General features: G+C 74.3%; 18 protein-coding genes. 12 read left to right on the forward strand and 6 right to left on the reverse strand.

All coding sequences use genetic code 11. The features are described from left to right. Nucleotides 1–84: 84 nt before the first annotated feature. Nucleotides 85–1,668, reverse strand: coding sequence for an FAD-dependent monooxygenase (locus ACFVDM_RS20555; protein WP_383641628.1), 1,584 nt, complete (start codon nucleotides 1,666–1,668; stop codon nucleotides 85–87). Nucleotides 1,669–1,798: 130 nt separating this feature from the next. On the opposite strand from ACFVDM_RS20555, the gene ACFVDM_RS20560 reads away from it, so the two are divergent. Both ACFVDM_RS20560 and ACFVDM_RS20565 read left to right on the forward strand, forming a co-directional pair. After that, the gene (locus ACFVDM_RS20560; protein WP_383641631.1) at nucleotides 1,799–2,884 is read left to right on the forward strand and encodes an arylcarboxylate reductase; all 1,086 of its coding nucleotides are present in this window, start codon (nucleotides 1,799–1,801) and stop codon (nucleotides 2,882–2,884) included. A gap of 46 nt (nucleotides 2,885–2,930) precedes the next feature. Next, nucleotides 2,931–11,180 carry a type I polyketide synthase gene (locus tag ACFVDM_RS20565; protein ID WP_383641634.1) on the forward strand — a complete coding sequence of 2,750 codons (8,250 nt, stop codon included), beginning with the start codon at nucleotides 2,931–2,933 and terminating at the stop codon, nucleotides 11,178–11,180. 36 nt (nucleotides 11,181–11,216) lie between these two features. Here ACFVDM_RS20565 and ACFVDM_RS20570 read toward each other — a convergent pair whose 3' ends face one another. Next, nucleotides 11,217–12,179, reverse strand: coding sequence for an ACP S-malonyltransferase (locus tag ACFVDM_RS20570; protein ID WP_383641637.1), 963 nt, complete (start codon nucleotides 12,177–12,179; stop codon nucleotides 11,217–11,219). 85 nt (nucleotides 12,180–12,264) lie between these two features. On the opposite strand from ACFVDM_RS20570, the gene ACFVDM_RS20575 reads away from it, so the two are divergent. Next, nucleotides 12,265–13,416 carry an alpha/beta hydrolase fold domain-containing protein gene (locus tag ACFVDM_RS20575; RefSeq protein WP_383641640.1) on the forward strand — a complete coding sequence of 384 codons (1,152 nt, stop codon included), beginning with the start codon at nucleotides 12,265–12,267 and terminating at the stop codon, nucleotides 13,414–13,416. Nucleotides 13,417–13,458: 42 nt separating this feature from the next. Here the strand turns inward: ACFVDM_RS20575 and ACFVDM_RS20580 are convergent, their stop codons facing one another. Beyond that, complete coding sequence (locus ACFVDM_RS20580; RefSeq protein WP_383641643.1) at nucleotides 13,459–13,587, reverse strand: hypothetical protein; 129 nt, start codon at nucleotides 13,585–13,587, stop codon at nucleotides 13,459–13,461. 806 nt (nucleotides 13,588–14,393) lie between these two features. Between ACFVDM_RS20580 and ACFVDM_RS20585 the strand changes: the two genes are divergently transcribed. From ACFVDM_RS20585 to ACFVDM_RS20605, 5 genes are all read left to right on the forward strand, one after another. Continuing rightward, the gene (locus tag ACFVDM_RS20585) at nucleotides 14,394–15,392 is read left to right on the forward strand and encodes an SGNH/GDSL hydrolase family protein (protein WP_383641646.1); all 999 of its coding nucleotides are present in this window, start codon (nucleotides 14,394–14,396) and stop codon (nucleotides 15,390–15,392) included. 214 nt (nucleotides 15,393–15,606) lie between these two features. Further along, nucleotides 15,607–15,744, forward strand: a complete 138-nt coding sequence (locus tag ACFVDM_RS20590; protein WP_383641649.1) for a lasso RiPP family leader peptide-containing protein — start codon at nucleotides 15,607–15,609, stop codon at nucleotides 15,742–15,744. A 98-nt stretch (nucleotides 15,745–15,842) separates the two neighbouring features. After that, a complete protein-coding gene (locus ACFVDM_RS20595; protein WP_383641652.1) occupies nucleotides 15,843–17,711 on the forward strand; it encodes an asparagine synthase-related protein in 1,869 nt (622 codons plus the stop codon). Next, complete coding sequence (locus ACFVDM_RS20600; RefSeq protein ID WP_383641655.1) at nucleotides 17,692–17,949, forward strand: lasso peptide biosynthesis PqqD family chaperone; 258 nt, start codon at nucleotides 17,692–17,694, stop codon at nucleotides 17,947–17,949. The genes ACFVDM_RS20595 and ACFVDM_RS20600 overlap by 20 nt, the downstream gene beginning before the upstream one ends. Further along, nucleotides 17,946–18,383: a lasso peptide biosynthesis B2 protein gene (locus ACFVDM_RS20605; protein WP_383641658.1), complete on the forward strand. Its 438-nt coding sequence runs from the start codon at nucleotides 17,946–17,948 to the stop codon at nucleotides 18,381–18,383. The genes ACFVDM_RS20600 and ACFVDM_RS20605 overlap by 4 nt, the downstream gene beginning before the upstream one ends. 23 nt (nucleotides 18,384–18,406) lie before the next feature. Here the strand turns inward: ACFVDM_RS20605 and ACFVDM_RS20610 are convergent, their stop codons facing one another. Continuing rightward, nucleotides 18,407–19,033: a TetR/AcrR family transcriptional regulator gene (locus ACFVDM_RS20610; RefSeq protein WP_383641660.1), complete on the reverse strand. Its 627-nt coding sequence runs from the start codon at nucleotides 19,031–19,033 to the stop codon at nucleotides 18,407–18,409. A gap of 159 nt (nucleotides 19,034–19,192) precedes the next feature. Between ACFVDM_RS20610 and ACFVDM_RS20615 the strand changes: the two genes are divergently transcribed. The 4 genes from ACFVDM_RS20615 (at nucleotide 19,193) to ACFVDM_RS20630 (ending at nucleotide 22,563) form a co-directional block, all read left to right on the forward strand. Next, nucleotides 19,193–19,645 carry an iron chaperone gene (locus tag ACFVDM_RS20615; protein ID WP_383641663.1) on the forward strand — a complete coding sequence of 151 codons (453 nt, stop codon included), beginning with the start codon at nucleotides 19,193–19,195 and terminating at the stop codon, nucleotides 19,643–19,645. A 224-nt stretch (nucleotides 19,646–19,869) separates the two neighbouring features. Further along, a complete protein-coding gene (locus tag ACFVDM_RS20620; RefSeq protein WP_383641665.1) occupies nucleotides 19,870–20,532 on the forward strand; it encodes a DUF998 domain-containing protein in 663 nt (220 codons plus the stop codon). A gap of 7 nt (nucleotides 20,533–20,539) precedes the next feature. Then, nucleotides 20,540–21,841 (forward strand): sensor histidine kinase, encoded by a 1,302-nt coding sequence (locus tag ACFVDM_RS20625; protein WP_383641668.1) that lies wholly within the window; start codon nucleotides 20,540–20,542, stop codon nucleotides 21,839–21,841. Then, a complete protein-coding gene (locus ACFVDM_RS20630) occupies nucleotides 21,838–22,563 on the forward strand; it encodes a response regulator (RefSeq protein ID WP_383641670.1) in 726 nt (241 codons plus the stop codon). The genes ACFVDM_RS20625 and ACFVDM_RS20630 overlap by 4 nt, the downstream gene beginning before the upstream one ends. A 62-nt stretch (nucleotides 22,564–22,625) precedes the next feature. Here ACFVDM_RS20630 and ACFVDM_RS20635 read toward each other — a convergent pair whose 3' ends face one another. Together ACFVDM_RS20635 and ACFVDM_RS20640 are read right to left on the reverse strand one after the other, a co-directional pair. Continuing rightward, entirely contained in the window at nucleotides 22,626–23,342 is a 717-nt protein-coding gene (locus ACFVDM_RS20635; RefSeq protein ID WP_383641673.1) for a hypothetical protein, read from the reverse strand. Next, nucleotides 23,339–23,674 (reverse strand): hypothetical protein, encoded by a 336-nt coding sequence (locus ACFVDM_RS20640; RefSeq protein WP_383641676.1) that lies wholly within the window; start codon nucleotides 23,672–23,674, stop codon nucleotides 23,339–23,341. Before ACFVDM_RS20640 ends, ACFVDM_RS20635 begins: the two co-directional genes overlap by 4 nt. Nucleotides 23,675–23,825 lie beyond the last annotated feature (151 nt).

The following is a 23,825-nucleotide window of genomic DNA, read 5'->3' on the forward strand; positions in this document are numbered from 1 at the left end:
CGGGGCCTTTCGTTCGGATCAGGCCGGATCAGGCCCTGCCGTCACCATCGAGCCCGACGTGCGCCGCCGGAGCGCCGCCGGTGTCTATCCTGCCGCGCCGTCGTCACCACCGGGGCGCCCGAACGACGCCTCCAGGGCGCGTCCCAGCCCCGCGCGGGCCTCCTCGCACGACTCACCGTCGGCGGCCGCCCAGGCGACGTACCCGTCGGGCCGCACCAGCAGCGCCCGCGACGGCGGCCGCGTGCACCGGGCGGCGACGACGTCGACCCGGTCCTTCCAGCCCGCCGCCACCTCCGTCAGCCGCGGCTCCGCGCCCAGGTCCAGCAGGACCGGCCGCCCCGACCGCATCAGACCGGCGAGCCGCGCGGGACCCGCCCCCGTCCCCAGTGCCAGATCCGGGGCGAAGCGGCCGGCCAGCGGATGGTCCCCGGTCGCGGGGTAGCGCACGTCGTCGCCGGCGAGCAGGGAGGCGAGGTGGCGGATGTTGTCGGGGGAGTGCAGCAGCTCGCCGAACAGCTCGCGCAGCGCGGTCACTTCGGGCCCCGGCGTCATCAGCGCCGTCTGGGCCTGGGTGTGCATGAAGACCCGCAGCCCGGCCGCGTGCCGCTCGGTGTGGTAGCTGTCCAGCAGACCCTCGGGCGCCCAGCCCCGGACCTCGGCGGCCAGCTTCCAGCCCAGGTTCGCGGCGTCCTGGAGACCGAGGTTGAGCCCCGGACCGCCCACCGCGGAGTGGACGTGCGCGGCGTCCCCGGCGACGAACACCCGCCCGCTGCGGTACCGCTCCGCCAGCCGCGTGTTGCGGCCGACGAGCCGCCGCAGCATGTGCGGCCCCGGCCCGGACGGCTCGTCCAGCGGCACCTCCGTCCCCAGCACCCGGGCCACACTGTCCCGCATGTCGCCCAGCGTCATCGGGGCGTCGTCGCCCTCCGGCGGCGCACCCCACTCCAGGGTCAGCAGACGATGGTTGCCGTCCGGCAGCGCGGCGAAGGCGAAGATGCCGTTCCGGGTGCGGGTGAACGTGAACACCGGACTGATCCGGCCGACTCCGGGCACCTCCAGCTCACCGGTCCCCGGAACCAGCACCGAGGCGGGCACGGTGGCGTACGCGGCCCGCGAGACCAGATCGTGCCCCGGGTCCCCGGCGAACACGATCCCCGCCCGCTTGCGGACGGTGCTCTTCCCGCCGTCGCAGCCGACCAGATACCGGGCCCGCAGCTCGTACGCGCCGTCCGCGCCCCGCACCTCGGCGGTCACCCGCTCCTCGTCCTGGCGCAGACCGGTCACCTCGTGGCCCCGGCGTATCTCCACGCCCAGCTCCTCGGCACGGCCCCGCAGCACCTGCTCGATGCGCTGCTGCGTCGCCGGAAGGACCGTGAGCGGATTGGTCTCCAGCACCGAGAGATCCAGCGGCAGCGCGCCGAAGAGATACCCCGGCACCGTCCCGGGCGCCCCGGACACCCCCTCGAACCGCTCCGACAGCCCCCGGTGGTCGAGGAAGCGGACCACCTGGCCGATCAGACCGTTGGCCTTGATCTCCGTACTGGGCTCGGGCAGCCGCTCCAGAACGACCGGACGCACCCCCGCCATCCCCAGCTCGCACGCGAGCAGCAGCCCCACCGGGCCGCCGCCGACGATGACGACATCGGCGGTCTCAGTCTCGACGGCCATCACTCATCTCCTCGAAGGGCGCTCCACGGGGCACGCACACAAGCACAGTAGGCACGCCGTCCAAAGCCCTGGTCACCCCGGGCGCCCGCACTAGGGGATCCCCTATCAGGTCCCCGCCGATACTGCCGTCATGTCGGTGACGATGAGTACGCAGGAGTCGCGGTCGCTGACCGATGGCTGGCTGGCACAGGACCTGGACGAGTGGACACGGCGCGTGCTGCGCCGCCACTTCGACCCCGAACACGGCTCCCCCTACTGGCTCAAGCGCCGTACGGAGCTGGACTTCGACCCCCTCGGCCTCGCCGGATACGACGACCTGGCCGCCTTCGGCCACTTCGACCTCGCCGTCCTGCGGGACATCGACCCGGTCGACCTCGTCCCCGGCGCCGTCGCCCGCCCGCTCGCCGGCCGCGTCTGGGAGTCCGGCGGCACCACCGGCCGGCCCTCGCGCATCCTCTACACCGACGCCATGGAGACCCACTGGGCCGCCTGGCGCCTCCACGGCTCCCGCACGGCGGGCTTCCGCCCCGGCGCCACCTGGATCGACGCCTGCCCCTCCGGCCCCCACATCGTGGGCGAGGAGGCGGACTACCTCGCCGACATGTGCGGGGCCGCCGTCTACTCCGTCGACCTCGACACCCGCTGGATCAAGACGCTCATCCGCTCCGGCCGGCTGCTGGAGATGGAGGAGTACGTCGACCACGTCATCGAGCAGATCACCGACATCCTCGAAACCGTGCCCGTCGACTACCTGCGCTCCACCCCCGCCACCGTGCACGCCCTGATCAACCGCCGCCCCGAGCTCATGGCCCGGCTCTCCGGCGTCTACCTCGGCGGCACCCAGCTCACCTCCGACGCCTACCGCCGCTTCGCCGAGGCCATGCCCGGCGGCATCATCGCCACCACGTACGGCAACACCCTCGGCTGCGCCAACGGACTGCCCACGCCCGACGGCGGCGACACCCTCCCCTACGTGCCCAACTACCCCCACATCACCATGACCGTCGTCGACCGGACCGACCCCGGCCGCGTCGTCGACTACGACGAGGTGGGGCGGGTACGGCTCACCGTCCTCCACGAGGACCTGTTCCTGCCGAACATCCTCGAACGCGACCAGGCCGTCCGCTACCGGACCCCCGAGGCATGGCCGTGCGACGGCGTCGCCAACGTCCAGCCGCTCCGCGTCAGTTCGGAGATGCCCGAAGGCCTTTACTGAGCCCGCCCGACCCATGGAACAGTGAAAGAAAGGCGGGGGCGGCGGGATGCTGCGCACCGAGCTCATCAGGCCCCTTCACGAACTGCTGCCGGCCCACGCCGAACGGCTCGGCGGGAAGACCGCGTTCCGTGACGCGTGGCGGTCCGTCGGCTACGACGCACTCGACCTGCGCACCCGCCGCCTCGCCGGCCACCTCGCCCACCTGGGCCTGGGCCGCGGCGAGACCGCCGCGCTGCTGCTCGGCAACCGCGTCGAAGCCGTGGAGAGCTATCTCGCGATCGCCCGCGCCGCCGGCGTCGGCGCCCCGCTCAACCCGCACGCCACCGACGAGGAACTGGAACACCTGCTCTCCGACAGCGGTGCCGTGGTCCTCATCACCGACCCCCACCACCTGGACCAGGTCCAGCGCCTCGCCGGACGGCACCCGGGGCTCCGCGTCGTCGTCACCGGGGACGGCCCGCCGCCCCCCGGCACCGTGCTGTTCGACACCCTCGCCGACAGCGAACCGCCCCGGCCCGCCCGGGACGACGCCGCACTCGACGACACCGCCTGGATGCTCTACACCTCCGGCACCACCGGAAAACCCAAGGGCGTGCTCTCCACCCACCGGATGGCCCTGTGGGGCGTGGCCGCCTGCTACGCCCCCGTACTCGGCCTGGACGAGAGCGACCGGGTCCTGTGGCCGCTGCCGCTCTCGCACACCGTGGCGCACAACCTGTGCGTGCTCGGCGTCGTCGCCGTCGGCGCCACCGCCCACATCGTCGACGGACTGTCCGCCGACGACATCGCCGCCGCCCTGCGCGAGGACGCCACCACGTTCTTCTGCGCCGTCCCCACCGTCTACCAGCAGCTCCTGCGGGCCGCCGCGGACGGCGGGCTCGGCACCCCCGGCCCCCGGGTCGCCATGGTCGCCGGCGCCGCCTGCCCCGCCGGACTCCACCAGGACTTCGAGGACACCTTCGGCATCCGGCTGCTGGACAGCTACGGCTCCACCGAGACCGGCGGCCCCATCGCCTCCAACGCCCCCACCGGACCCCGCGTCCCCGGCTCCTGCGGACCGGCCGTCCCCGGACTCACCCTCCACCTGCTCGACACCACCACCGGCCGCCCCGTGCCCCCCGGCGCCGAGGGCGAGGTCTGGGTCGAGAGCCCCGCCGTCATGCTCGGCTACCACAACCACCCCGAGGCCACCGCCGCCGTCCTCCGCGACGGCCGCTACCGCACCGGCGACCTGGCCCGCGTCGACGACGCCGGCTTCCTCACCATCACCGGCCGCGTCAAGGAACTCATCATCCGCGGCGGCGAGAACATCCACCCCGGCGAGGTCGAGGCGGCCATCGCCCCGCTGCCCGGCGTCGCGGAGGTCGCCGTCGCCGGACGGCCCCACCCGCTGCTCGGCGAGATCCCGGCCGCCTACGTCGTGCCCGGCCCCGAGGGCTTCGACGCCGCCGGACTCATCGACGCCTGCCGCGCCCGGCTGTCGTACTACAAGGTCCCCCACGAGGTGTGGGAGGTGGACCGGCTCCCGCGCACCGCCCTGGGCAAGGTCATGCGCCCGGCCCTGGCGGGCGTCCCGGGACGGCTGGTGCTCTCGCGCCCGGACGACGGCCCCGCCCCGGAGGAGACCGGGGACGACGCCGGGGCCTGGGCGAGGCGCCTGGCGGACGCCCCGGCCGGGATCCGCGAGGACCTGCTCCTCGACCTGGTCAGACGCGAGGTCGGCGCCCTGCTCGGACAGCCCGCCGCCGTCCTCGCCGACGCCGCGTTCCGCGAGCTGGGCTTCGACTCGGTGATGGCCGTGCGCATGCGCGACCGGTTCGCCGCCGCCACCGGACTCCGGCTCCCCGCGACCCTCGTCTACGACTGCCCGACCCCGGCGGCCGTCGCCGCCCGCCTCGGCGCGGAACTGGCCGGCACCGCCCCCGTACCGGCGGTGCCCGACGGCACGGAACCGGACGGCGACCCCTCCGCGGACGACATCGCGATCGTCGGCATCGCCTGCCGCTTCCCCGGCGGCGTCACCTCCCCCGAGGAGCTGTGGCGGCTCGTGACCGAGGGGACGGACGCCGTCGGCCCCTACCCCGAGGACCGGGGCTGGGCACCGGCCGGCACCGGGGAGCGGCAGGCGGACGCCGGCTACGCCCGCACCGGGGGATTCCTCGACGGGGCCGACCTCTTCGACCCCGCCTTCTTCGGCATCAGCCCCCGCGAGGCCCTGGCCATGGACCCCCAGCAGCGGCTGCTGCTGGAATGCGCCTGGGAGGCCTGCGAACGCGCGGGCATCGCCCCGACCTCCCTCAAGGGCACCCGCACCGGCGTCTTCGCCGGCGCCATGGCCGGGGAGTACGGGGCGCGGCTGCTCGGCCGCCCGGCCCCCGAAGGCCTGGAGGGCTACCTCGGCAACGGCAGCGCGGGCAGTGTCGCCGCCGGCCGCATCGCGTACACCCTCGGGCTCGAAGGCCCCGCGATGACCGTGGACACCGCCTGCTCCTCCTCGCTCGTGGCCCTGCACCTGGCCACCCGGTCGCTCCGGGACGGCGAGTGCACGATGGCGCTGGCCGGCGGGGTGACGGTGATGTCCACGCCGTCCCCGTTCATCGAGTTCGGCCGCCAGCAGGCCCTGTCCGTCAGCGGCCGGTGCAGCCCCTTCTCCGCCGCCGCCGACGGGACGACCTTCGGCGAAGGCGTCGGACTGCTCCTGCTGGAACGGCTCTCGGACGCCCGCCGCCACGGCCACCGCGTCCGGGCCGTCATCAAGGGCTCCGCCGTCAACCAGGACGGCGCGTCCAACGGACTGACCGCCCCCTCCGGCCCCGCCCAGCAGCGCGTCATCCGCCAGGCCCTGGCCGACGCCGCCCTCACCCCGCAGGACGTCGACGCCGTCGAGGCCCACGGCACCGCCACCCGGCTCGGCGACCCCATCGAGGCCCAGGCCCTCATCGCCACGTACGGCCAGGACCGCCCCGAAGGCCACCCGCTGTGGCTGGGCACTGTCAAATCCAACATCGGGCACGCCCAGGCCGCCGCCGGAGTCGCCGGCGTCATCAAAATGGTGATGGCCATGGACCACGGGACGCTCCCCGCAACGCTGCACATCGACGAGCCGTCCCCGCTCGTGGACTGGTCCGCCGGCACGGTCGAACTCCTCACCGCCGCCCGGCCCTGGACCGCCCCCGGCGACCGCCCGCGCCGCGCCGGCGTCTCCGGATTCGGCGCCAGCGGCACCAACGCGCACCTGATCCTGGAACAGGCACCCGAGGATCCCGTGGAGGAGTCCGCCGGCGTCTCCGGATTCGGCGCCGGAGGCACCGACGCGCACCTGATCCTGGAACAGGCACCCGGGGATCCCGTGGAAGAGCCGCACGCCGCCCACGGCCCCGCCCCCTGGACGCTGTCGGCGCGCACCGGCCCCGCCCTGCGCGCCCAGGCCGCCGCCCTCGCGGCCTCGCCCGCCGCCGACGACGCCGCCCCGGCCGATGTGGGCCGGGCGCTGGCGGTCGGCCGTGCGCGCTTCGACCACCGCGCCGTCGTCCTCGGCGACCACACCGCCACCCTGCGCCGGCTGGCCGCGGGCGAGAGCGCCGACCAGCTCGTGGAGGGCGTCGCGGACCCGGCCGGCAGCACCCGGCCCGTGTTCGTCTTCCCCGGCCAGGGCGCGCAATGGGCCGGCATGGGCACGGAACTGGCCGACTCCTCACCGGAGTTCGCCGCCCGCCTCGCCGAATGCGAAAGCGCCCTGTCGGAGTTCGTCGACTGGTCGCTCACCGACGTCCTGCGCGAAACGCCCGGCGCACCGCCGCTGGACCGCGTCGACGTCGTCCAGCCCGCGTCCTTCGCCGTCATGGTCGCGCTCGCCCGGCTCTGGAGCACCTTCGGCGTGGAACCGGCCGCTGTCGTCGGCCACTCCCAGGGCGAGATCGCCGCCGCCTGCGTCGCCGGAGTCCTCTCGCTGCGCGACGCCGCCCGGATCGTCTGCCTCCGCAGCCGCGCCATCGCCGAACTCGCCGGCCCCGGCGCCATGGCCTCGGTGACCCTGCCCGCCGCCCGTGTCGAGGAACTCCTCACCGACGGCGTGTCCGTCGCCGCCGTCAACGGCCCCGCCCAGGTCGTCGTCTCCGGCACCCCGGACGCCGTCGACGCCCTCCTGACCCGGTGCGGTGAACAGGGCGTACGCGCCCGGCGCATCGCCGTCGACTACGCCTCCCACTCCCCGGCCATGGACGCCCTCGCCGACCGCCTCACCACCGACCTCGCCGGCCTCACCCCCCGCCGGGGCACCGTCCCCATGATGTCCACGGTCACCGGCGAACCGGCCGACCCGCAGACCATGGACGGCTCCTACTGGCTGCGCAACCTGCGCAGCCCCGTACGCTTCGCCGACGCCGTCCGGCGCCTCGCCGACCAGGGGCACACCGCGTTCGTCGAGGTCTCCTCGCACCCGGTCCTCACCGCCGCCGTCACCGACCTCGCCCCCGGGACGGCCGTGGTGACCGGCTCGCTGCGCCGCCGGGACGGCGGCCCCGGCCGCTTCCTGACCAGCCTCGCCGAAGCCTGGGTCCGGGGCGTGGACGCCGACTGGACCGCCGCGTTCCGGGAGCACCGCCCCCGCCCCGTCGACCTGCCCACCTACCCCTTCCAGCGCGAGCGCTACTGGCTGGACGCCGGACCGCTCACCGCCGACCCCGCCGCCTGGGGCCAGCACCCGGCGGACCACCCGCTGCTCGGCGCCGTCCTCCGCCTCGCCGACGGCGACGCCACCGTCCTCACCGGAGTCCTCTCGCCCCGTATCCGGCCCTGGCTGGCCGACCACGTCGTGGGCGGCGCCGTCCTCTTCCCCGGCACCGGCTTCGTCGAACTCGCCCTGCGCGCGGGCGCCGAGACCGGCACCGACGTCCTCGACGACCTCGTCATCGAGACCCCCCTCGTGCTGCCCGAGACCGGCACCGCCGAGGTCCGCGTCCAGGTCCGGGTCGCCGAACCCGACGCCACCGGCCGCCGCCCCGTCACCGTCCACGCCTGCGAGACCGCCCCCGGCACCCCCGACGACGACCCCGTCTGGACCCGGCACGCCACCGGCCACCTCACCACGTCCCCGGCCGGCGCCCCCGCCACCACCCCGGAGGCCTGGCCGCCCCCCGGCGCCGAACCCGTCGACCTGGACGGGGTGTACGACCACCTCGCGGACGGCGGCCTCGGCTACGGCCCCGCGTTCCAGGGACTGCGCGCCGCCTGGCGGCGGGGACCCGAGACCTTCGCCGAGATCACCCTGCCCGAGGAGGCGGGCCGCGACCGGGGATTCGGCATCCACCCGGCGCTCCTCGACGCCTGCCTCCACCCCGATGTCGTGGACGCGGCCGACGGACCGCTGCGCCTGCCGTTCGCCTGGAGCGGGGTTCGCCTGTACGGCAACGGCGCCACCACCGTACGGGTCACCCTGCGGCACGGCACCGGCGGCGAGGTCGCCCTCCACGCCACCGACCCCTCCGGCGCCCCCGTGGTCACGATCGGCGCGCTCGAAACCCGCCCGGCCGCCCCGCACACCGCCCACGCCGCCCTCGTCCGCGACGCCCTCCTGCGCGTGACCTGGAACCCCCTGCCCCTCCCGGCCCCCACCGAGCCCGCACACCGCTGGGCGGTCCTGAGCCCCGCCGCGCCCGAGGGCAACGGTGCGGACCCGGCCGCCCCGGCCGCCGCCGCGCCCAGCACACCCGAGGACATCGGTGCGGACCCGGCCGCCGTGGCCGGCACATCCGGGAACACCTCCGCGGACCCGGCGGCCCTCGCCGCCGCCGCGCCCAGCACACCCGAGGGCATCGGTGCGGACCCGGCCCCCGTAGTGCCCGGCACGCCCGGGAACACCCACGTGGACCCGGCGGCCCTCGCCGCCGCCGTGGCCGAGGGCGCACCCGTACCGGACTACGTACTCCTGCCGTGCCCGCCCGCCCCGCACACCGCCGGGGCCGACGCGGTGCACCACGCCACCGCGCAGGCGCTGCGCCTCGTCCGGGAGTGGCTGGCCGAGGACGCCCTCGCCCCCGCGCGCCTCGTCCTCACCACCCGGGGCGCGGCCGTCGGCACCGGCGCTGGCGAGGTCACCGACCCGGTGCACGCCGCCGTTTGGGGGCTGGTCCGCTCCGCCCAGTCCGAGCACCCCGGCCGCATCGTCCTGGCCGACCTCGACACCGACCCCGCAGACGACACGACCGCCGAACTGCGGCTCCTGGCCGCCGCCATGACCGCCGCCGGACCCGCCGAGGAGCAGTTCGCCCTGCGCGACGGCACCGTCCTCACCCCCCTCCTGACCCGGGCGGCGGCAGGCGCCCCCACCGCGCAGCCACCCGTACTCGACCCCGAGGGCACCGTCCTGATCACCGGCGGCACCGGCATGATCGGCCAGGTCATCACCCGCCACCTCGTCCACGCGCACGGCGTCCGGCACATCGTCCTGGCCGCCCGTGGGGGAGCGGCGGGCGGACTGCCGGACGAACTCGCCGCCCACGGCGCCGAAGTGACGGCCGTCGCCTGCGACGTCTCCGACCGCGCCGCCCTCGCCGCGCTCCTGGACCGCGTCGACCGGCCCCTCGCCGCCGTGATCCACGCCGCCGGCGTCCTCGACGACGGCGTGATCACCTCGCTCACCCCCGAGCAGCTGACCGCGGCACTGCGGCCCAAGGCCGACGCCCTGGTCCACCTCACCGAACTCCTGCGCGCCCGGGGCGACGAGGCGGTCCCCTTCATCGCCTTCTCCTCCCTCGCGGGCGTCCTCGGTGGAGCCGGACAGGCCAACTACGCCGCCGCCAACGCCTTCCTCGACGCCACCATGCGGCAGCGCCGCGCCCAGGGCCTGCCCGGCCTCTCGATTGCCTGGGGCCTGTGGGAACAGCCCGACGACGGACCGGGACTCGCCGCCGATCTGGCCGCCGCCGACCGCGCCCGGCTCGCCTCCGGCGCCGGACGCCCGCTCACCCCCGAACAGGGCGCCGCCCTGTTCGACGCCGCACTCGCCCTGTCCGGCAGCCACGACGACGGCCTGCTGATCGCCGCCCGCTTCGACACCACCCGGCTGCGCTCCACCCGTACGCCCCTGCTGCGCGGACTGGTACGCGGCCCGGCCCGCCGCACCACCGCCTCCGCCACCGACGGGGCGACTCTGCGCAGCCGCCTCGCCGGCCGCACCCCGGACGAACGCCACCGCGCCCTCGTCGACCTGGTCCGCCAGGAGGTCGCCGCCGTCCTCGGCTTCCCCGGGCCCGAATCCGTCACCCCCACCCAGACCCTGACCGAAGCCGGATTCGACTCCCTGACCGCCGTGGAACTGCGCAACCGGCTCGCCGGGGCCACCGCCCTGCGCCTGCCCACCGCCCTCGTCTTCGAGCACCCCACCGCCGACGCGCTCGCCGGCCACCTCGCCGAACGCCTCGACGACACCGCCGACGGCACCGCCCCGGACGCGACCGTCCCCGAGGACCCAGACGCCCGCCCCGACCCCGTCGCCGACCTCTTCCGCCGGGCCTGCGCGGACGGCCGTACCGACGAGGGCTTCGCCCTGCTGCGCAGCGCGGCCCGCCTCCGCCCCCGCGGCACCGCCCCCGTCGAACCCGTCGCGCTCGCCACCAGCGGCACCGCACCCGCACTGATCTGCGTCAGCTCGCACGTGGCCCTCGGCGGCCCCCACGAGTACACCCGCTTCGCCGCGCCCCTGCGCGGGCACCACCCCGTATGGGCACTGCCCAACCCCGGATTCGAACCGGACGCCCCGCTCCCGCCCACCAGGCGCGAACTCGCCGAGGCCCAGGCCGAACAGGCCCTGCGCTGCGCCGGCGGAGCCCCGTTCGTCCTCGTCGGCTCCTCCTCCGGCGGCGTCATCGCCCACACCGCCGCCGGACTCCTCGAAGCCGCCGGCACACCCCCGGCCGCCGTCGTCCTCCTCGACACCTACCCCCCGGCCGCCCTGGAGTCCTCACCCACCGCTCCCGCGTTCCGCGAGGCACTCGTCGAAGGACTCCACGCCCGCCAGAGCCCCTTCGCCCGGCTGGACTTCATCCGGCTCACCGCCATGAGCTGGTACGGCGACCTCTTCGCCCAGGCGGACCCCGAACCGCTGGAGACCCCCGTCCTCCTCGTACGGGCCACCGAACCCCTCGCGCCCGCACTCGCCGACGGCGACTGGCGCACCGAGTGGAAGACCGCGCACACCACCCTCGACGTCCCCGGCGACCACTTCACCCTGATGGAGAAGCACGCCGCGACCACCGCCCACGCCGTGCGGGAATGGCTGGGCGCGGTGGCCGACTGACCGCCACCGCGCCCGTTCCGTGCCCTGATCCCGGCCCTAGCGCCGCAGCGGCACCCCGTGCTCGAACACCGCCGCGACCGCCTTCGGCACCGCCTCCGGGGTGTCCACGAAGACCACCGGGAACGGGTAGTGCAGCGCGCTCAGAATCGGCGACGGCCCCACGACCAGCCCCAGCCGCGCCCCATGGTGCTCCATCTCCCGCACCAGGTGCACCACGCTGATCGGCGCGACGACATTGTCCGTGAACATGTCCCGCACCTCACCGGCCCCGGTCAGCGTGCGCTGCTCCAGAGCCGAGCACAGCGGCAGGACGGGATCGGTGAACGGCATCGTCGCGATGTAGTCCCGGGTCACCGCCTGGGCCGAGGCCCGCAACGGACAGTGCTCCGCCACGTCCGCACCCTCGGTGACCGTGATCATCCCGCCCGAGTCCGCGCTCAGCTTCTCCAGCGCGTCCCGGTAGCCGCTCAGCATCACGATCCGCAGTCTGCGCTCCGCGTCCCATCCGAAGTCGCAGGCCACGAAGACGCCCTCGTGCGCCGCGCACACCTCCTCCGGATCGTCGTCCGCGCCGAGATACGCCGAGGCGATGCCTTCCGCCCGCACCGTCTCCCCGGCCGCGGGCTCCTCCTGCGGCGGACGCAGCTCGCCGCGGATCAGCAGCCCCATCAGCTCCTGCCGCTCGCACGCCCCGGCCACGCACGAACTCACCATGCCGCCCAGGCTCATCCCGCCCGCCATGTGCGGGCGCAGCCCCTTCTCGGCGAGCACGTCCTGGATGCCCAGCTGCGCGGCCGCCAGCCCGATCGACACCGCCCGCCGCCGGACCTCGTCGTCGTAGTCCCCGTTCTGCCGCACCAGGGCCTCGACGTCGAGCCCGGTCCACGCCGAGGCCTGCGCGAACGACTCGCGCACCGCCGCGTACTGGTCGTAGAAATCAATCACCCCGCCCGGCTCGTACCGGAACAGATTCGTACCAAAGATGGACGCCAGAGCCATGTGTTGTCACCTCCATGACGCGGGCCACGCTAAGGGAGGAAGGGCCAGGGAGTTTCCCAGAGTTGACGCGGGTACGGTGATCACCATGCCTCTGGGATACTTAGCGACGACTGTGCTCATCGCCTGGTGCGCGTTCTTCGCCGTCGTCGCACCGCGCCGGCCCCGCCGACTCGCGGGAATGAGCTTCTTGTTCGGCATGATCATCAACGAGGTGCCCCACTTCGGCATCTACTTCCTGGCGGCGTCCACGGCCCTGGCCGCCGGCCAGGGGGACCTGGGATCCACCGGTGCCCGCGTGACCGTCGCCGTCGCCGCCCTCACCTCGCTCGCCCTCGCGTACTCCTTCTGGCTGGGAACCCGGGCGGACCGCCCCGTCGCCCGCGCCCTCGACGAGGGCCTGGGCGCCGACTGGCGCGACCACGTCACCACCCCCCTGCGCCGCCACCGCCCCTGGGCCCGCATCCTGCTGACGCCGGCGTACATGGCGCGGCGCGACGTGCGCGTCGTCCGCAACCTCAGCTACGGCGACGCCGGCCGCCGCAACCTCCTGGACCTCTACCACCGCCGGGACACCCCGCAGAACGCCCCGGTCCTGGTCTACTTCCACGGCGGCCAGTACTCCCGCGGAGCCAAGAGCCGCGAGGCACGCCCCCTGCTCCAGCGCCTCGCCTCCCAGGGCTGGGTCTGCGTCAGCGCCAACTACCGCCTGCGCCCCGAGACGACGTTCCCCGGCCACCAGATCGACGCCAAGAAGGTCATCGCCTGGATGCGCGAGCAGGGCGCGCAGTACGGCGCCGACCCGGCCCGGCTCTTCGTCGCGGGCAGCTCCGCCGGAGCCAACATGGCCGGCCTCTGCGCCCTCACCCCGAACGACCCGAGGTTCCAGCCCGGCTTCGAATCGTCCGACACCACCGTCACCGGGGCCATCTGCTTCTACGGCTTCTACGGCCACTACTTCGGCACCCCGCCCGACGAGCCCGCCCCGCCCATGCAGCCCCAGGGCTACATCAACCCCGACGCACCCCCCTTCTTCATCGCCCACGGCACCAACGACGCCCTGGGCACCGTGGAAGGCGCCCGGCACTTCGCCGCCGAGCTGCGCCGCACCTCCCGCAACCCCGTCGTCTACGCCGAACTCCCCGGCGCCCAGCACAACTTCGACCTCTTCCGCTCCCCCCGTTGCGAAGCCGTCGTCGACGGCGTGGACGCCTTCACCGCCCGCACCCTGGCCCCCTGACCGACGGCCCGCGCCGCAGGCGAGGTCTCCCCCGGGCCCGGCTCAGGGGGAGACCCACCCGTCCAGATAGGCGATCAGCCGGTATTCGCTGCGCTCCAGCCGCTCCCGCCGCTCGGGCGCCAGCGACGCCAGCGCGTCCACCAGGACCCGTTCCCCCGGCACACTCACCATCGATCCGGAGTAGACCCGGCACCCGGAGCACCACACGAACCCCACGCACCGCTCGAACCGGGCCGACCCCGGCGGATACAGCCGGTACTGATACGAGCGGACCCCCGCCCCGCACTCCGCACAGACCCACCCGCCGCCCGGAACCGCCTCCCAGCGTCCGGTCTTGAGCCAGCGTTCCCGCCCGCCGGGCGCTCTTCAATACGTCATGCCGCTCATCGTCCCCACGACGCGGCCACCACGCAAACGCCCCCCACGACCGGGCCGCATCCTGCCGACTGCCGTCGGGGGCACCTTGTCCGCGTGAGCCGTGCCCTGCCCTCGTCAACCACCGCAATGTGATCGCGATCCACGGCATCGGCGAGGAACCCGTACGCGGCGGCGACCCCACCCCGTACCTGGTCATGGAGTTCGTCCACGGTCACCCGCTGAGCGACGTCCGGACATCAAACCGGCCAACGTCAGGGTGGCCCGGGACGGCACGGTGAAGGTCCTGGACTTCGGCATCGCCCGGAGCGTCACCGCCGACACCGCCCCGGTCACCCGCACCGGAACCATCGTGGGCACCGCCCCCGGACCGGGGACGGCGGTGGGTAGCCGCGTGCACCAGTCGTGTGAGAAACGGGCTCCGGGTGCCCCCTGGCGGGTGACATTGCCGATCCGTCCCGGCCGGCCGGGACGGGTCTCTGCCACTGTCACGAGCGGGCAGAGACGCGGACACCCGGCACCAAACGCGCCGGTCCGGGATCGGTGCGCACCGCGAGGCGCCGCAACTCTGCCCGCTCCAGCACCCCTTGGGAAGGAATCCCGTGCGAAAGTCCGTCATCGTCGCCGTGTGCGCGGCCCTGGGAACCGGCGTCTCCGCCATGACCCCCGCCGCCGGGACCCCAGCGGCATCCGCTCCGGCCGTCCGTACCGTGTTCATCGGCGACTCCTACACCGCCAACTTCGGCATCGCTCCCACGACAGCCCCCTCCGGATGCTTCCGGGCCGTCGACAACTACCCCGCCGTGGCCACCGGACTGCTCGCCGCCGAAGGCGTTCCGCTCGATGTCCAGGCGGACGTGTCCTGCGGAGCCGCGGAGATCCACCACGTCTGGACGCCCCAGGAGCTTCTCGGTGACGCGGTCGCCGAACCGCAGAAGGAGGCCCTGCGGCCGGACACCCAGCTGGTGGTGGGCAGTCTGGGCGGCAACACGGTGGGCTTCGCCCCCATGATGAAGCAGTGTTCGCGTCAGCTGCGGGGCCTGGCGGGGGCGCTGCTGCCCGTGCAGCCGGTGGACCGGAACTCGCCCGCCTCCGAGTGCGCCGACTTCTTCGAGAACGGTGACGGGGCGGCCTGGCTCCGGGACCGGTTCACGACGGTCCGTACGGACCTGCGCCGGATGTTCGCCGAGATCCGCGCACAGTCCCCGGACGCGACGACCGTGCTGGTGGGCTACCCCAGGATCATCCCCGAGGACACCACCAAGTGCCTCGCCGCCATCCCGGGCGGTTTCAGGAAGCCGCTGGCCGACATCAACCAGGAGGCCCTGAAGTTCCTGGACAAGGAGGTCCAGAAACCCCTCAACGACCTGATGGACAGCGAAGCGCGGGCCGCCGGGGCCGCCTTCGTCGACATCTACGACCACTCCGGCACCCATACCGCGTGCGACGGGGAGCAGCGGGGCATCGGAGCGATGCTGGAGCTGTCCGAGGCGAAGCTCGGACTGGCTCGCCTGCCCTGGTTCGTGCACCCGAACCGCACCGGCCGCGACCTCCAGGCCGACCTCGTCGCCCGGGCGGTCGAGGAACTGGTGACGACGTGACTCACAGTCACCGGTAGTGGATCTGTGCATCCGGAGCCCCGCGCGCGGGGTCGGCGGGCCAGTGACACACATACGGACGTACGTCACTGCGTTGACCTGCATGCCCCTCCTGTGGGTGGTTTGTTTCGGTGTGGCTGGCTGCGTCGTGCACCGGGTCGCTAGCTTGCAAACGGATTCGGAGGTTCCGTCTCCGTTGTGACAGGAGGTGATTGCCGTGCAGGAAGAGTCGAAGAGCCTGGAGACCGCGGAGGTCTACGAGCCGCCGATGCTGGCCGAGGTCGGCCAGTACGCCGAGCTGACCCAGGGCGAGTTCGGGGACTGGCCTGACTTCCCGGTCGGCCTCTGGCTCTGACGGACCCGACGGTGCCGGCCCCGTCCGCGAGGACGCGGGGCCGGCACCGTCGTGCCGAGCCGCCGCACTGTCCACTCGTTCCCACCCTGGAGAGGCCGATGGGCGCCACACCGGCCCGCTGGTTCGTTGTCCTTCCCGACCGGGATCTCCCACCCGGTCTCCTCGCCCGTCTGCGGAACCTCGCCGGACCGGCCGTGCCCCGGACCGTGTCGCACGCCTCCGGCCGACCCTGGCTGGTCGGCTGCGGCTTGGACGAGGACCTGAACGACTGCGCCGTCGGCGACGTACGTCTGGCCGTCGTCGGCACCTGCTCCCTCGCACCCGCCGAACTGGCCGCGCGAGCACACAGGATCACCGACACCCCCCACATCGAACCGGTGCTGTCGGACCTCCGCGGCAGCTTCCACGTCCTCGCGTCCGTCGCGGGCCACACGTACGTACGGGGCAGCTTCTCCGGACAGCGCAGGATGTACCGGGCCCAGGCCGACGGTGCCACGATCTGCGCCGACCGGTCCCGTGTGCTCGCCCGGCTCACCGACGCCGAGCCGGACACCGCGCAGCTGGCGCTGCGGCTCACCGGCGACACCGTTCCCCACCCCCTGGGCTGGGGAGCGCTGTGGCGCGGCGTGCACGCCGTACAGCCCGGCACCGCCCTGGAGCTGCTGCCGGGCGGCGAGGCCCGCACCCGGCGCTGGTGGACGCCGCCGACGGGCGAACTTCCCCTGGACGAGGCCGCGGCCGGACTCCGGGACGCACTCGAACAGGCCGTCGCCGTACGCGTCCGGCCGGACGAGGTGGTGGGCGCGGACCTGTCCGGGGGCATGGACTCGACCTCCCTGTGCTTCCTGGCCGCACAGGCGGGCGCCCGGCTGGTCACCATCACCCTGGACGCGGGCGCCTCGACCAACGAGGACCGCCTCTACGCCACCCGGGCCGCCGGGCACCTTCCCCTGAGCGAGCATCTGATCTTCGAACCGGCCGATGTGCCCGCCCAGTTCAGCGGCCTGGACGAGCCCGTGGACCTGGGCGACGAACCCTCCGCGCTCGTGCGTACCCGCGTGGAACAGCACTACCTGGCCGAGCGGATGCGGACGCGCGGCGCCCGGCTGCGCCTGTCCGGATTCGGCGGGGACCAGGTCATCCAGTCCCAGCCCTCCTACGTGCACGGGCTCCTGCGGCGGTCACCCGCCGCCGGTCTGCGTCACGCCGCCGGGTGGCGCGCACGCCACCGCCGCCCCCTCGGAGCGACCGTCCGGGCGCTGCTCGACCGCAGCCCGTACGCCGCCTGGCTCACCGAATCCGCGGACCTGCTGCGTACGCCCGCGGCGGGGGACGACCTGCGCTGGGGACTGCGCCCCCGCCTTCCCGCCTGGGCGAGCGAGCAGACCGTGGAGCTGTGCCGTGAGCGCCTGCTCGCGGCGGCCCGGGACGCCGCCGAGCCGCTGCACCGGGAACGCGGGCGGCACTCCTGGATCGCCTCCGCCCAACGTGGCGGCCGCCTCGCCGGCCCCCTGGCCCACGCCGGGCAGCTCGCCGGACTGCCCTACCACAGCCCCTTCTGCGACGACGCCGTGATCGCCGCCGCGCTCGCCGCCCGCCCGCACGAAGCCGCCGGCCCCTGGTCCTACAAGCCGCTGCTCGCCACCGCCATGCACGGCCTCGTCCCCGACACGATCCTGCGCCGCACCACCAAGGACCACTTCGGCCACGAATGGCACAACGGCCTGCGCCGCAACCGCCACACGCTCGCGGCCTGGGCCGAGGACTCCCGCCTGGTCGCCGCGGGACTGGCCGACGAGGACGCGCTGCGCCGCGCCCTGCACGCGCCCCAACTGCTGATCGGCGGGATCGCGGAGTTCGAGACCACGCTCGGCGTGGAGGCGTGGCTGCGCAGCCTGGAGCACCAGGACACCCCGGACACCCCCGACACCACGAGGGAGAAGAACAGTGCACCGACTGCGCACTGATGTCACCGCCTGCGCCACGGGTGACAGCATGGTCCTGCTCGACGAACGCGCCGGGCGCTACTGGCAACTGAACGGCACCGGCGCCCTCGTGGTGCAGGCGCTGCTGGACGGCGCCACGCCCGAACAGGCCGCCGAACGGCTCGTCGCCACCCGCCCGGTCACGCCCGAACGCGCCACCGCCGACGTCACGGCGCTGGTCGCCCATCTGGTGAAGGCGAAACTGGTGACCGCCTCATGAGCCAGATCCTGGACACCGACGGCACCCGGCCCGGATTCGGCACCCGGCTCACCACCCGCACCGCCGTCGCCGCCGCCCGCCTCCTCGCCCACCTCCCGCCCCGCCGGCTCCGTACCGTACTGACCCTCGCCCGGCGAGGAGCCAGGCCCGCCCGCTACGACGAGGCGCTGCGCGCACGGCGGGACGTTACCGCCGTCAGCACCCTCTGCGCGGGCCGCTACTGCCTTCCCCGCTCCCTGGCCACCGCCCTGCTGTGCCGGATGCGCGGCCACTGGCCCACCTGGTGCAGCGGCGTACGCACCTCCCCGTTCGGCGCCCACGCCTGGGTCGAGGCCGAGGGCCGGCCCGTCGGCGAACCCCAGGACATCGCCACCTACCGCCCGATGGTCACCGTGCCGGACACCCGCGGTCCCGCTCCCGCCCGGAACCGGTAGCACGCGCCGGCCGCTGCCGTTTGTCACCGCTCCGCAGTGGCCGCGGGATTCCGGAGGGGCGGGCCGGTGGTCGCGTACGCGGCCATGAACATGTCGAGGAGGCCGTCGACCGCGTTCTCGTCGATGGGGCGGGTCGACAGGAGGCTGCGGTAGTACAGCGCGCCGCACAGCACTTCGGCGGCGGGCTCCAGATCTACGTCTCCGATCAGCTCGCCGGTGTGCTGGGCGCGGACGATCCGGTCGAGGGTGCTCCGCTCGACGGTGGTGAGGAAGCGTTCGTGCAGGGTCGCCCGCAGGGCGGGATCGGACTGCGCCTCGGCGATGAGCGCACGGTAGACGGGGCCGATCGGCGGGCTCGACAGGGCCTGCCCCGAGCGGAGGAACTGTTCGCGCAGGTCCGCGCGGACATCGCCCGTGTCCCGGTAGTCCAGGTCGCTGGTCCACACCCGGCTGAGCGCGTCGAGCAGCAGGGCCGGCATGGACGGCCAGCGCCGGTAGACCGTGTGCTTCCCGACCTCGGCCCGGCGGGCGATCGTCTCGATGTTCAGGCCCGCGTAGCCGACTTCCGCGGCGAGATCGAGTGTCACCTGCAACAGCTCTTCGGTGCGTGCGGCGCCTCGGCGTCTCGGCGTGGACGGGGTAGCGGCCATGCCCTCACCTTAACGGCACGAGGCGTGCCGTTGACAATGCCGGGGCCACCTGCGAGATTCCCTTATCGGCACGCAACGTGCCGATAGAGACGGGTGGCGGTACGCCGCCGCCCCTGCGTCCAGGATCTGGCACCAAGATCCTCAAGAAGGAGATGCGCCATGAGCAGTACCGTCGGCAGCGGGCACGAGGAGTTCACGGCCGAGGAGCGGGCCGCGATGAAGAGCCGCGCCCAGGAGCTCAGGACGGCGGGGCGCCGTGGTTCGCGCGCCGACAAGGCCGCGGAGGCCGTGCGGGACGTGCTCGCCAGGATCGCCGAGATGCAGGAGCCGGACCGGATCATGGCCGAGCGCGTCCACGCCGTCATCACGGCCCACGCTCCCGCCCTCGCGCCCAAGCTCTGGTACGGGATGCCCGCCTATGCACGGGACGGCAAGGTCGTCTGCTTCTTCCAGAGCGCGGAGAAGTTCAAGGCCCGCTACGCGACACTCGGGTTCAGCGACCAGGCGGCACTGGACGAAGGCACCATGTGGGCGACCGGCTTCGCTCTCACCGAGGTGACGCACGAGGTCGAAGCGCGGATCGCCACGCTCGTGAAGCAGGCGGTGAACTGAAGCCGGGAGCTGATCCCGCACGTCCCGCACCCGGCACGGCCCGGCAGGCAGGCCGGTCGGCACGGCAAGGCCCCGCCCGGCCCGGGTCCGTACACCGAACGGTGCAGCCGGGCCGGACGACGACACCGGTCGGTGTACGACAGGGTGTCGGCATCGGGACGACGCGGCCGCCCCCGCCCCCTCCGTAGGTTCTGGATCACCGGAACGACACCCAGGAGGACGGCATGACGGCGACGCACACGACTCCGGCCGCGGGGGCACGCGCCCCGCTCACCCTGATCGGCGTCGGGGCCCTGGCCATGGCCGTGGTGGAGACGCTCAACCCGGAATACGACCTGGTGAGCGAGACGCTCAGCCGGTACGTGCACGGCACGGCCGGCTGGCTCGTCCCGGCGGCCCTGCTGGCCGTCGCAGCCGCCTCCGCCGTCCTCGTGGCACGGCTGGGAGGCCGAACCCGGCGTGCGGGCCGGGCCGTGCTCGCGGTGTGGACGGCGGGCATCCTGGTCGCGGCCGTCTTCCCCGCGGACCCTCCCGGCAGCTGGAGCCGGCCCTCCCTCTCCGAACTCGTCCACGGAAACGCCGCCTTCCTCGCCTTCGCGGCCCTGCCGGCCGCCGCCGTGCTGCTCCGCCGGACACTCATGGCCCGGCGCCCCGCCCTGCGCACGGCCCTGAACACCCTGACCGTGGCGTCGGCCACCTCCACGCTGGCACTCGCGGTCTTCCTCGTCGACGTGATGGACGGCGGTCCGTCGCTCGGCCTGGGCGGCGCCCCCACGCTCGTGGGTCTCGCCGAACGCCTCGTGCTCGCCGTGGACTTCGGATGGGTGGCACTCGCACTGACGGTGACGGGTGCCCGCCCCGAGCGGGAGCGGGACCGTCGTGCATGATCGGCGCATGGACCGACCCACCGTCCGTATCCCCGGCATACCGCGCATGGCCCGGCTCGTCGACGGGCTTCGCGCCGCCGGGACCGCTGTCGGCACGCGCACGGCCCGGCTCGGCAACGGGTTCCCCGCCGCCGGCCGCACTCCCGCCACCCCCCGCACGGCCCGGCTCGTCGACGGGCTCCTCGCCGCCGGGACCACCGTCGCCGTCCTGGCCGGCACCGTTCGGCTCGGCGGCCGACTGGACGCCGCGGGAACCCTGCCGCTCGCCCTCTGGCTGGGCGCTCTGCTCCTGGCACGCCGCCGCCGTCCGCTCGTCGTGCTGCTGCTCGGCGTGCAGGCCGTCATCGTGTTCCGCACCAGCGGACTCACCGATGCCGGCTGGGTGTGGCCGGCCTCCGCCGCGTACGCCACCCTGGCCGCCGACGACCGGCCCGGCCGGCCCGGCCTGCCCTGGGCGGTCGGCGTAGGCCTGGCGGAACTGGCCTTCGCCGCGGCCTGGGAGACGAGCGCCGGCGGCGCCACCGCGCGCGAGGCCCTCGGCTCCCTGGGCCCCGAGGCCCTCTGGCTCGCGGTGCTCCTCGCCGCCGCCACCGCCCACCGCAACCGCCTCCGCTGGCGCGCCGAACTCGACGAGCGCCTGCTGCGGGCGGCACGGGAACGGGACCTGGAGGCCGGTCGGCGGATCGCGGAGGCCCGCCTGGACATCGCCCGGGAACTCCACGACGTCGTCGGACACACCCTCACCGTCGTCGGGCTCCAGCTCAGGGTCGCGGCCGAGGCCCTGGACGACTCCCCGGACGAGGCACGCGACGCCCTCTCCACCGCGCAACAGGTCCGCACCGAGGCCCTTCGGGACCTCCGCGCCCTCGTCCATGTGCTGCGCGCGCCGGGAGAGGACCGCCCGGCGGAACCCACGGCCGGCATCGCCGAGATCGCCGCGCTCGTCGACCGCATGCGCTCCACGGACCTGGACGTCCGCCTGGACACGGCGGGCGACCTCACCACCGTCCCCGCACCGGTCTCCCTCGCCGTCCACCGCATCGTCCAGGAAGCCCTCACCAATACCGCCCGCCACGCGGAGGCCTCACGCGCCGAGGTCGCCATCCGGTGCGGCGACGGCCGGGTGGAGATACACGTCACCGACGACGGCCGCGCCTCCGCGCATCCAGCCGCACCGGCCGGGCACGGGATACGAGGAATGGACGAACGGGTCCGCGCGCTCGGCGGGGACTTCTCCGCCGGACCGCGCACAAAGGGCGACGGGTGGCTCGTGCGCGCCGCCATCCCTGTGCCAGGCTTCCGCCCATGACGATCAAGGTGCTCCTCGCCGACGACCAGGCCCTGGTACGCGCGGGGTTCGGCAGCCTCCTCGCCCGCGCCGAGGACATCAGGGTCGTCGGCGAGGCGGGCACCGGTGACGAGGCGGTCCGCGCGGCCCGCGCCCTCCGCCCCGACGTCGTCCTCATGGACATCCGCATGCCCGGAACGGACGGCCTCACGGCCACCCGGACGATCGTCGGCGAACCCGAACTGGCGGACTGCCGCGTCATCGTCCTCACCACCTTCGAGACCGACGAGTACGTCTTCGCGGCCCTGCGCGCGGGCGCGAGCGGCTTCCTCACCAAAGAGACCGAACCGGACGACCTGCGCCAGGCCGTCCGCGCGGTGGCGGCCGGCGACGCCCTCCTCTCACCGGGCGCGACCCGACGCGTGATCGAACAGTTCGCGCACCGCCCCGCCACCCCCACCGACACCGCCGGACGACTCGCCGTTCTCACCGCGCGGGAACGCGAGGTCACCCGCCTCATCGCCACCGGCCTGTCCAACGACCAGATCGCCGCACAGCTCGTCATCAGCCCGCTCACCGCCAAGACCCACGTCACCCGCGCCATCGCCAAACTCGGCGTCCGCGACCGCGCCCAACTGGTCATCCTCGCCTACGAGACGGGCCTCGTCCTGGCCGGCGGCCCGCACCTGCCGGAGCAGAAAGCACCGGCCACCAGCCCGGGACCGAGGCCCCTCCCGGCGTAAGGACACCAGCCGTCCCTTCGCCCCGGAGCCGTGGTGCGCGGGGCCGGCACGGCCGGGTCCGGTCAGGCGGGGTGCGCGGAGTCTCCGCTCCCCGAGCGTTCGCCATGCCGCATCCGACCGCCCGTCCGGCCGGCAGGCCAGTGTGGATTCGGCATGCCGTCATCGCTCATGTGCGCCCGCCGCCAGATGCTGTGCCAGCGGAACGGGGTATCCGGTACGACCGGGTGCCGTCGGCCGCACGGGCACGGCGTCAGCACCCGGGCGCAGCCACGGCACCACTCGACCCAGCCGTGCCCGGTCGAACTCAGCACGTGCGGCCCCTCGTCCCCGCACGCCGGGCAGCCGGCCGGATCGGCGCCGTCGAGCAGCGAGTTCTGCCGCCGGACGTATTCCGGCAGGCGCAGCGACGGGTGGCGGAACGGGTCGTCGAACCACGCACGTTCCGGACCGTCCCACCAGCTCCGCAGCCACCACGGCCGGGGGTTCGGCACGGCTCGCTGCCCGACGCGCTTCTCCGCTCGACGCTGCGCGTCATACGCCTCCGCCCGCACCAGCCACAGCACCCGCGCCTCGTGCAACTCCTCCACCGCCCGCTCCAGCGCGCCCGGGTCCGCCTCCAGCCGTCGGGGGATCGCGGCGCTGAGCGTGAGGTGGTGGTAGGTCGCCCGCAAACCGTAGGGAGCGAAAACGGTGAGGCACGTGCGCAGCGCGCTGTGCCGCCGATGGAGCGGCAACCGGGCGTCGTGCACGCGCCCCCGATGGGTCAGAAAACTGGTCACTCCGCGCGCTCCCGGTCCAGTGCGCCGGCCGAGACGTCGGCGGTGGAGCTGACGGTGCTTCGCGCCACGCAGTCGTGTCCGTCGTCGGGCAGGCCCATGACGTTCAGAACGGGTTCCCCGCCCTCGTGGATCTCGAAGGTGAAGTTCGCTCCCGACCGGATCGCCGTGAGCGAGCACTGGTCGCCGAAGGTCAGCGCGGCATAGGGCTCCCAGGAACAGCCCGCCCCGTCCAAGGCGGAAACGACGTCCGCGTACATCAGCCCCGCCGGAACGACGCCCGTCCCACCGGCAACCGACGCAGGGAGTTCCACCACGTCACGCCAGGTCTGCACACAGATGAGAGAGACCCTGCGGCAGGGCCCCGGCGAACACCGGGCCCAGCCGGCCCGTCTTCGCCATGCCGGTCAGTACATCGAGAATCTCCACGGACCGGAGCCTGGCAGGTCCCACGGCGACAGGGGAGCCGGGGGGGGGGGGCGCCGC

Origin of the sequence: Streptomyces sp. NPDC057682 (assembly GCF_042799575.1) — a bacterium.
In the GTDB taxonomy this organism is placed as follows: domain Bacteria; phylum Actinomycetota; class Actinomycetes; order Streptomycetales; family Streptomycetaceae; genus Streptomyces.

Coding starts and splice junctions, on each gene's coding strand:
- ACFVDM_RS20555 (WP_383641628.1), bottom strand. CDS start 1,668: ATGGCCGTCGAGACTGAGACCGCCGATGTCGTCATCGTCGGCGGCGGC.
- ACFVDM_RS20630 (WP_383641670.1), top strand. CDS start 21,838: ATGACGATCAAGGTGCTCCTCGCCGACGACCAGGCCCTGGTACGCGCG.
- ACFVDM_RS20560 (WP_383641631.1), top strand. CDS start 1,799: ATGTCGGTGACGATGAGTACGCAGGAGTCGCGGTCGCTGACCGATGGC.
- ACFVDM_RS20570 (WP_383641637.1), bottom strand. CDS start 12,179: ATGGCTCTGGCGTCCATCTTTGGTACGAATCTGTTCCGGTACGAGCCG.
- ACFVDM_RS20575 (WP_383641640.1), top strand. CDS start 12,265: ATGCCTCTGGGATACTTAGCGACGACTGTGCTCATCGCCTGGTGCGCG.
- ACFVDM_RS20615 (WP_383641663.1), top strand. CDS start 19,193: ATGAGCAGTACCGTCGGCAGCGGGCACGAGGAGTTCACGGCCGAGGAG.
- ACFVDM_RS20620 (WP_383641665.1), top strand. CDS start 19,870: ATGACGGCGACGCACACGACTCCGGCCGCGGGGGCACGCGCCCCGCTC.
- ACFVDM_RS20595 (WP_383641652.1), top strand. CDS start 15,843: ATGGGCGCCACACCGGCCCGCTGGTTCGTTGTCCTTCCCGACCGGGAT.
- ACFVDM_RS20625 (WP_383641668.1), top strand. CDS start 20,540: ATGGACCGACCCACCGTCCGTATCCCCGGCATACCGCGCATGGCCCGG.
- ACFVDM_RS20580 (WP_383641643.1), bottom strand. CDS start 13,587: ATGGTGAGTGTGCCGGGGGAACGGGTCCTGGTGGACGCGCTGGCGTCG.
- ACFVDM_RS20605 (WP_383641658.1), top strand. CDS start 17,946: ATGAGCCAGATCCTGGACACCGACGGCACCCGGCCCGGATTCGGCACC.
- ACFVDM_RS20565 (WP_383641634.1), top strand. CDS start 2,931: ATGCTGCGCACCGAGCTCATCAGGCCCCTTCACGAACTGCTGCCGGCC.
- ACFVDM_RS20610 (WP_383641660.1), bottom strand. CDS start 19,033: ATGGCCGCTACCCCGTCCACGCCGAGACGCCGAGGCGCCGCACGCACC.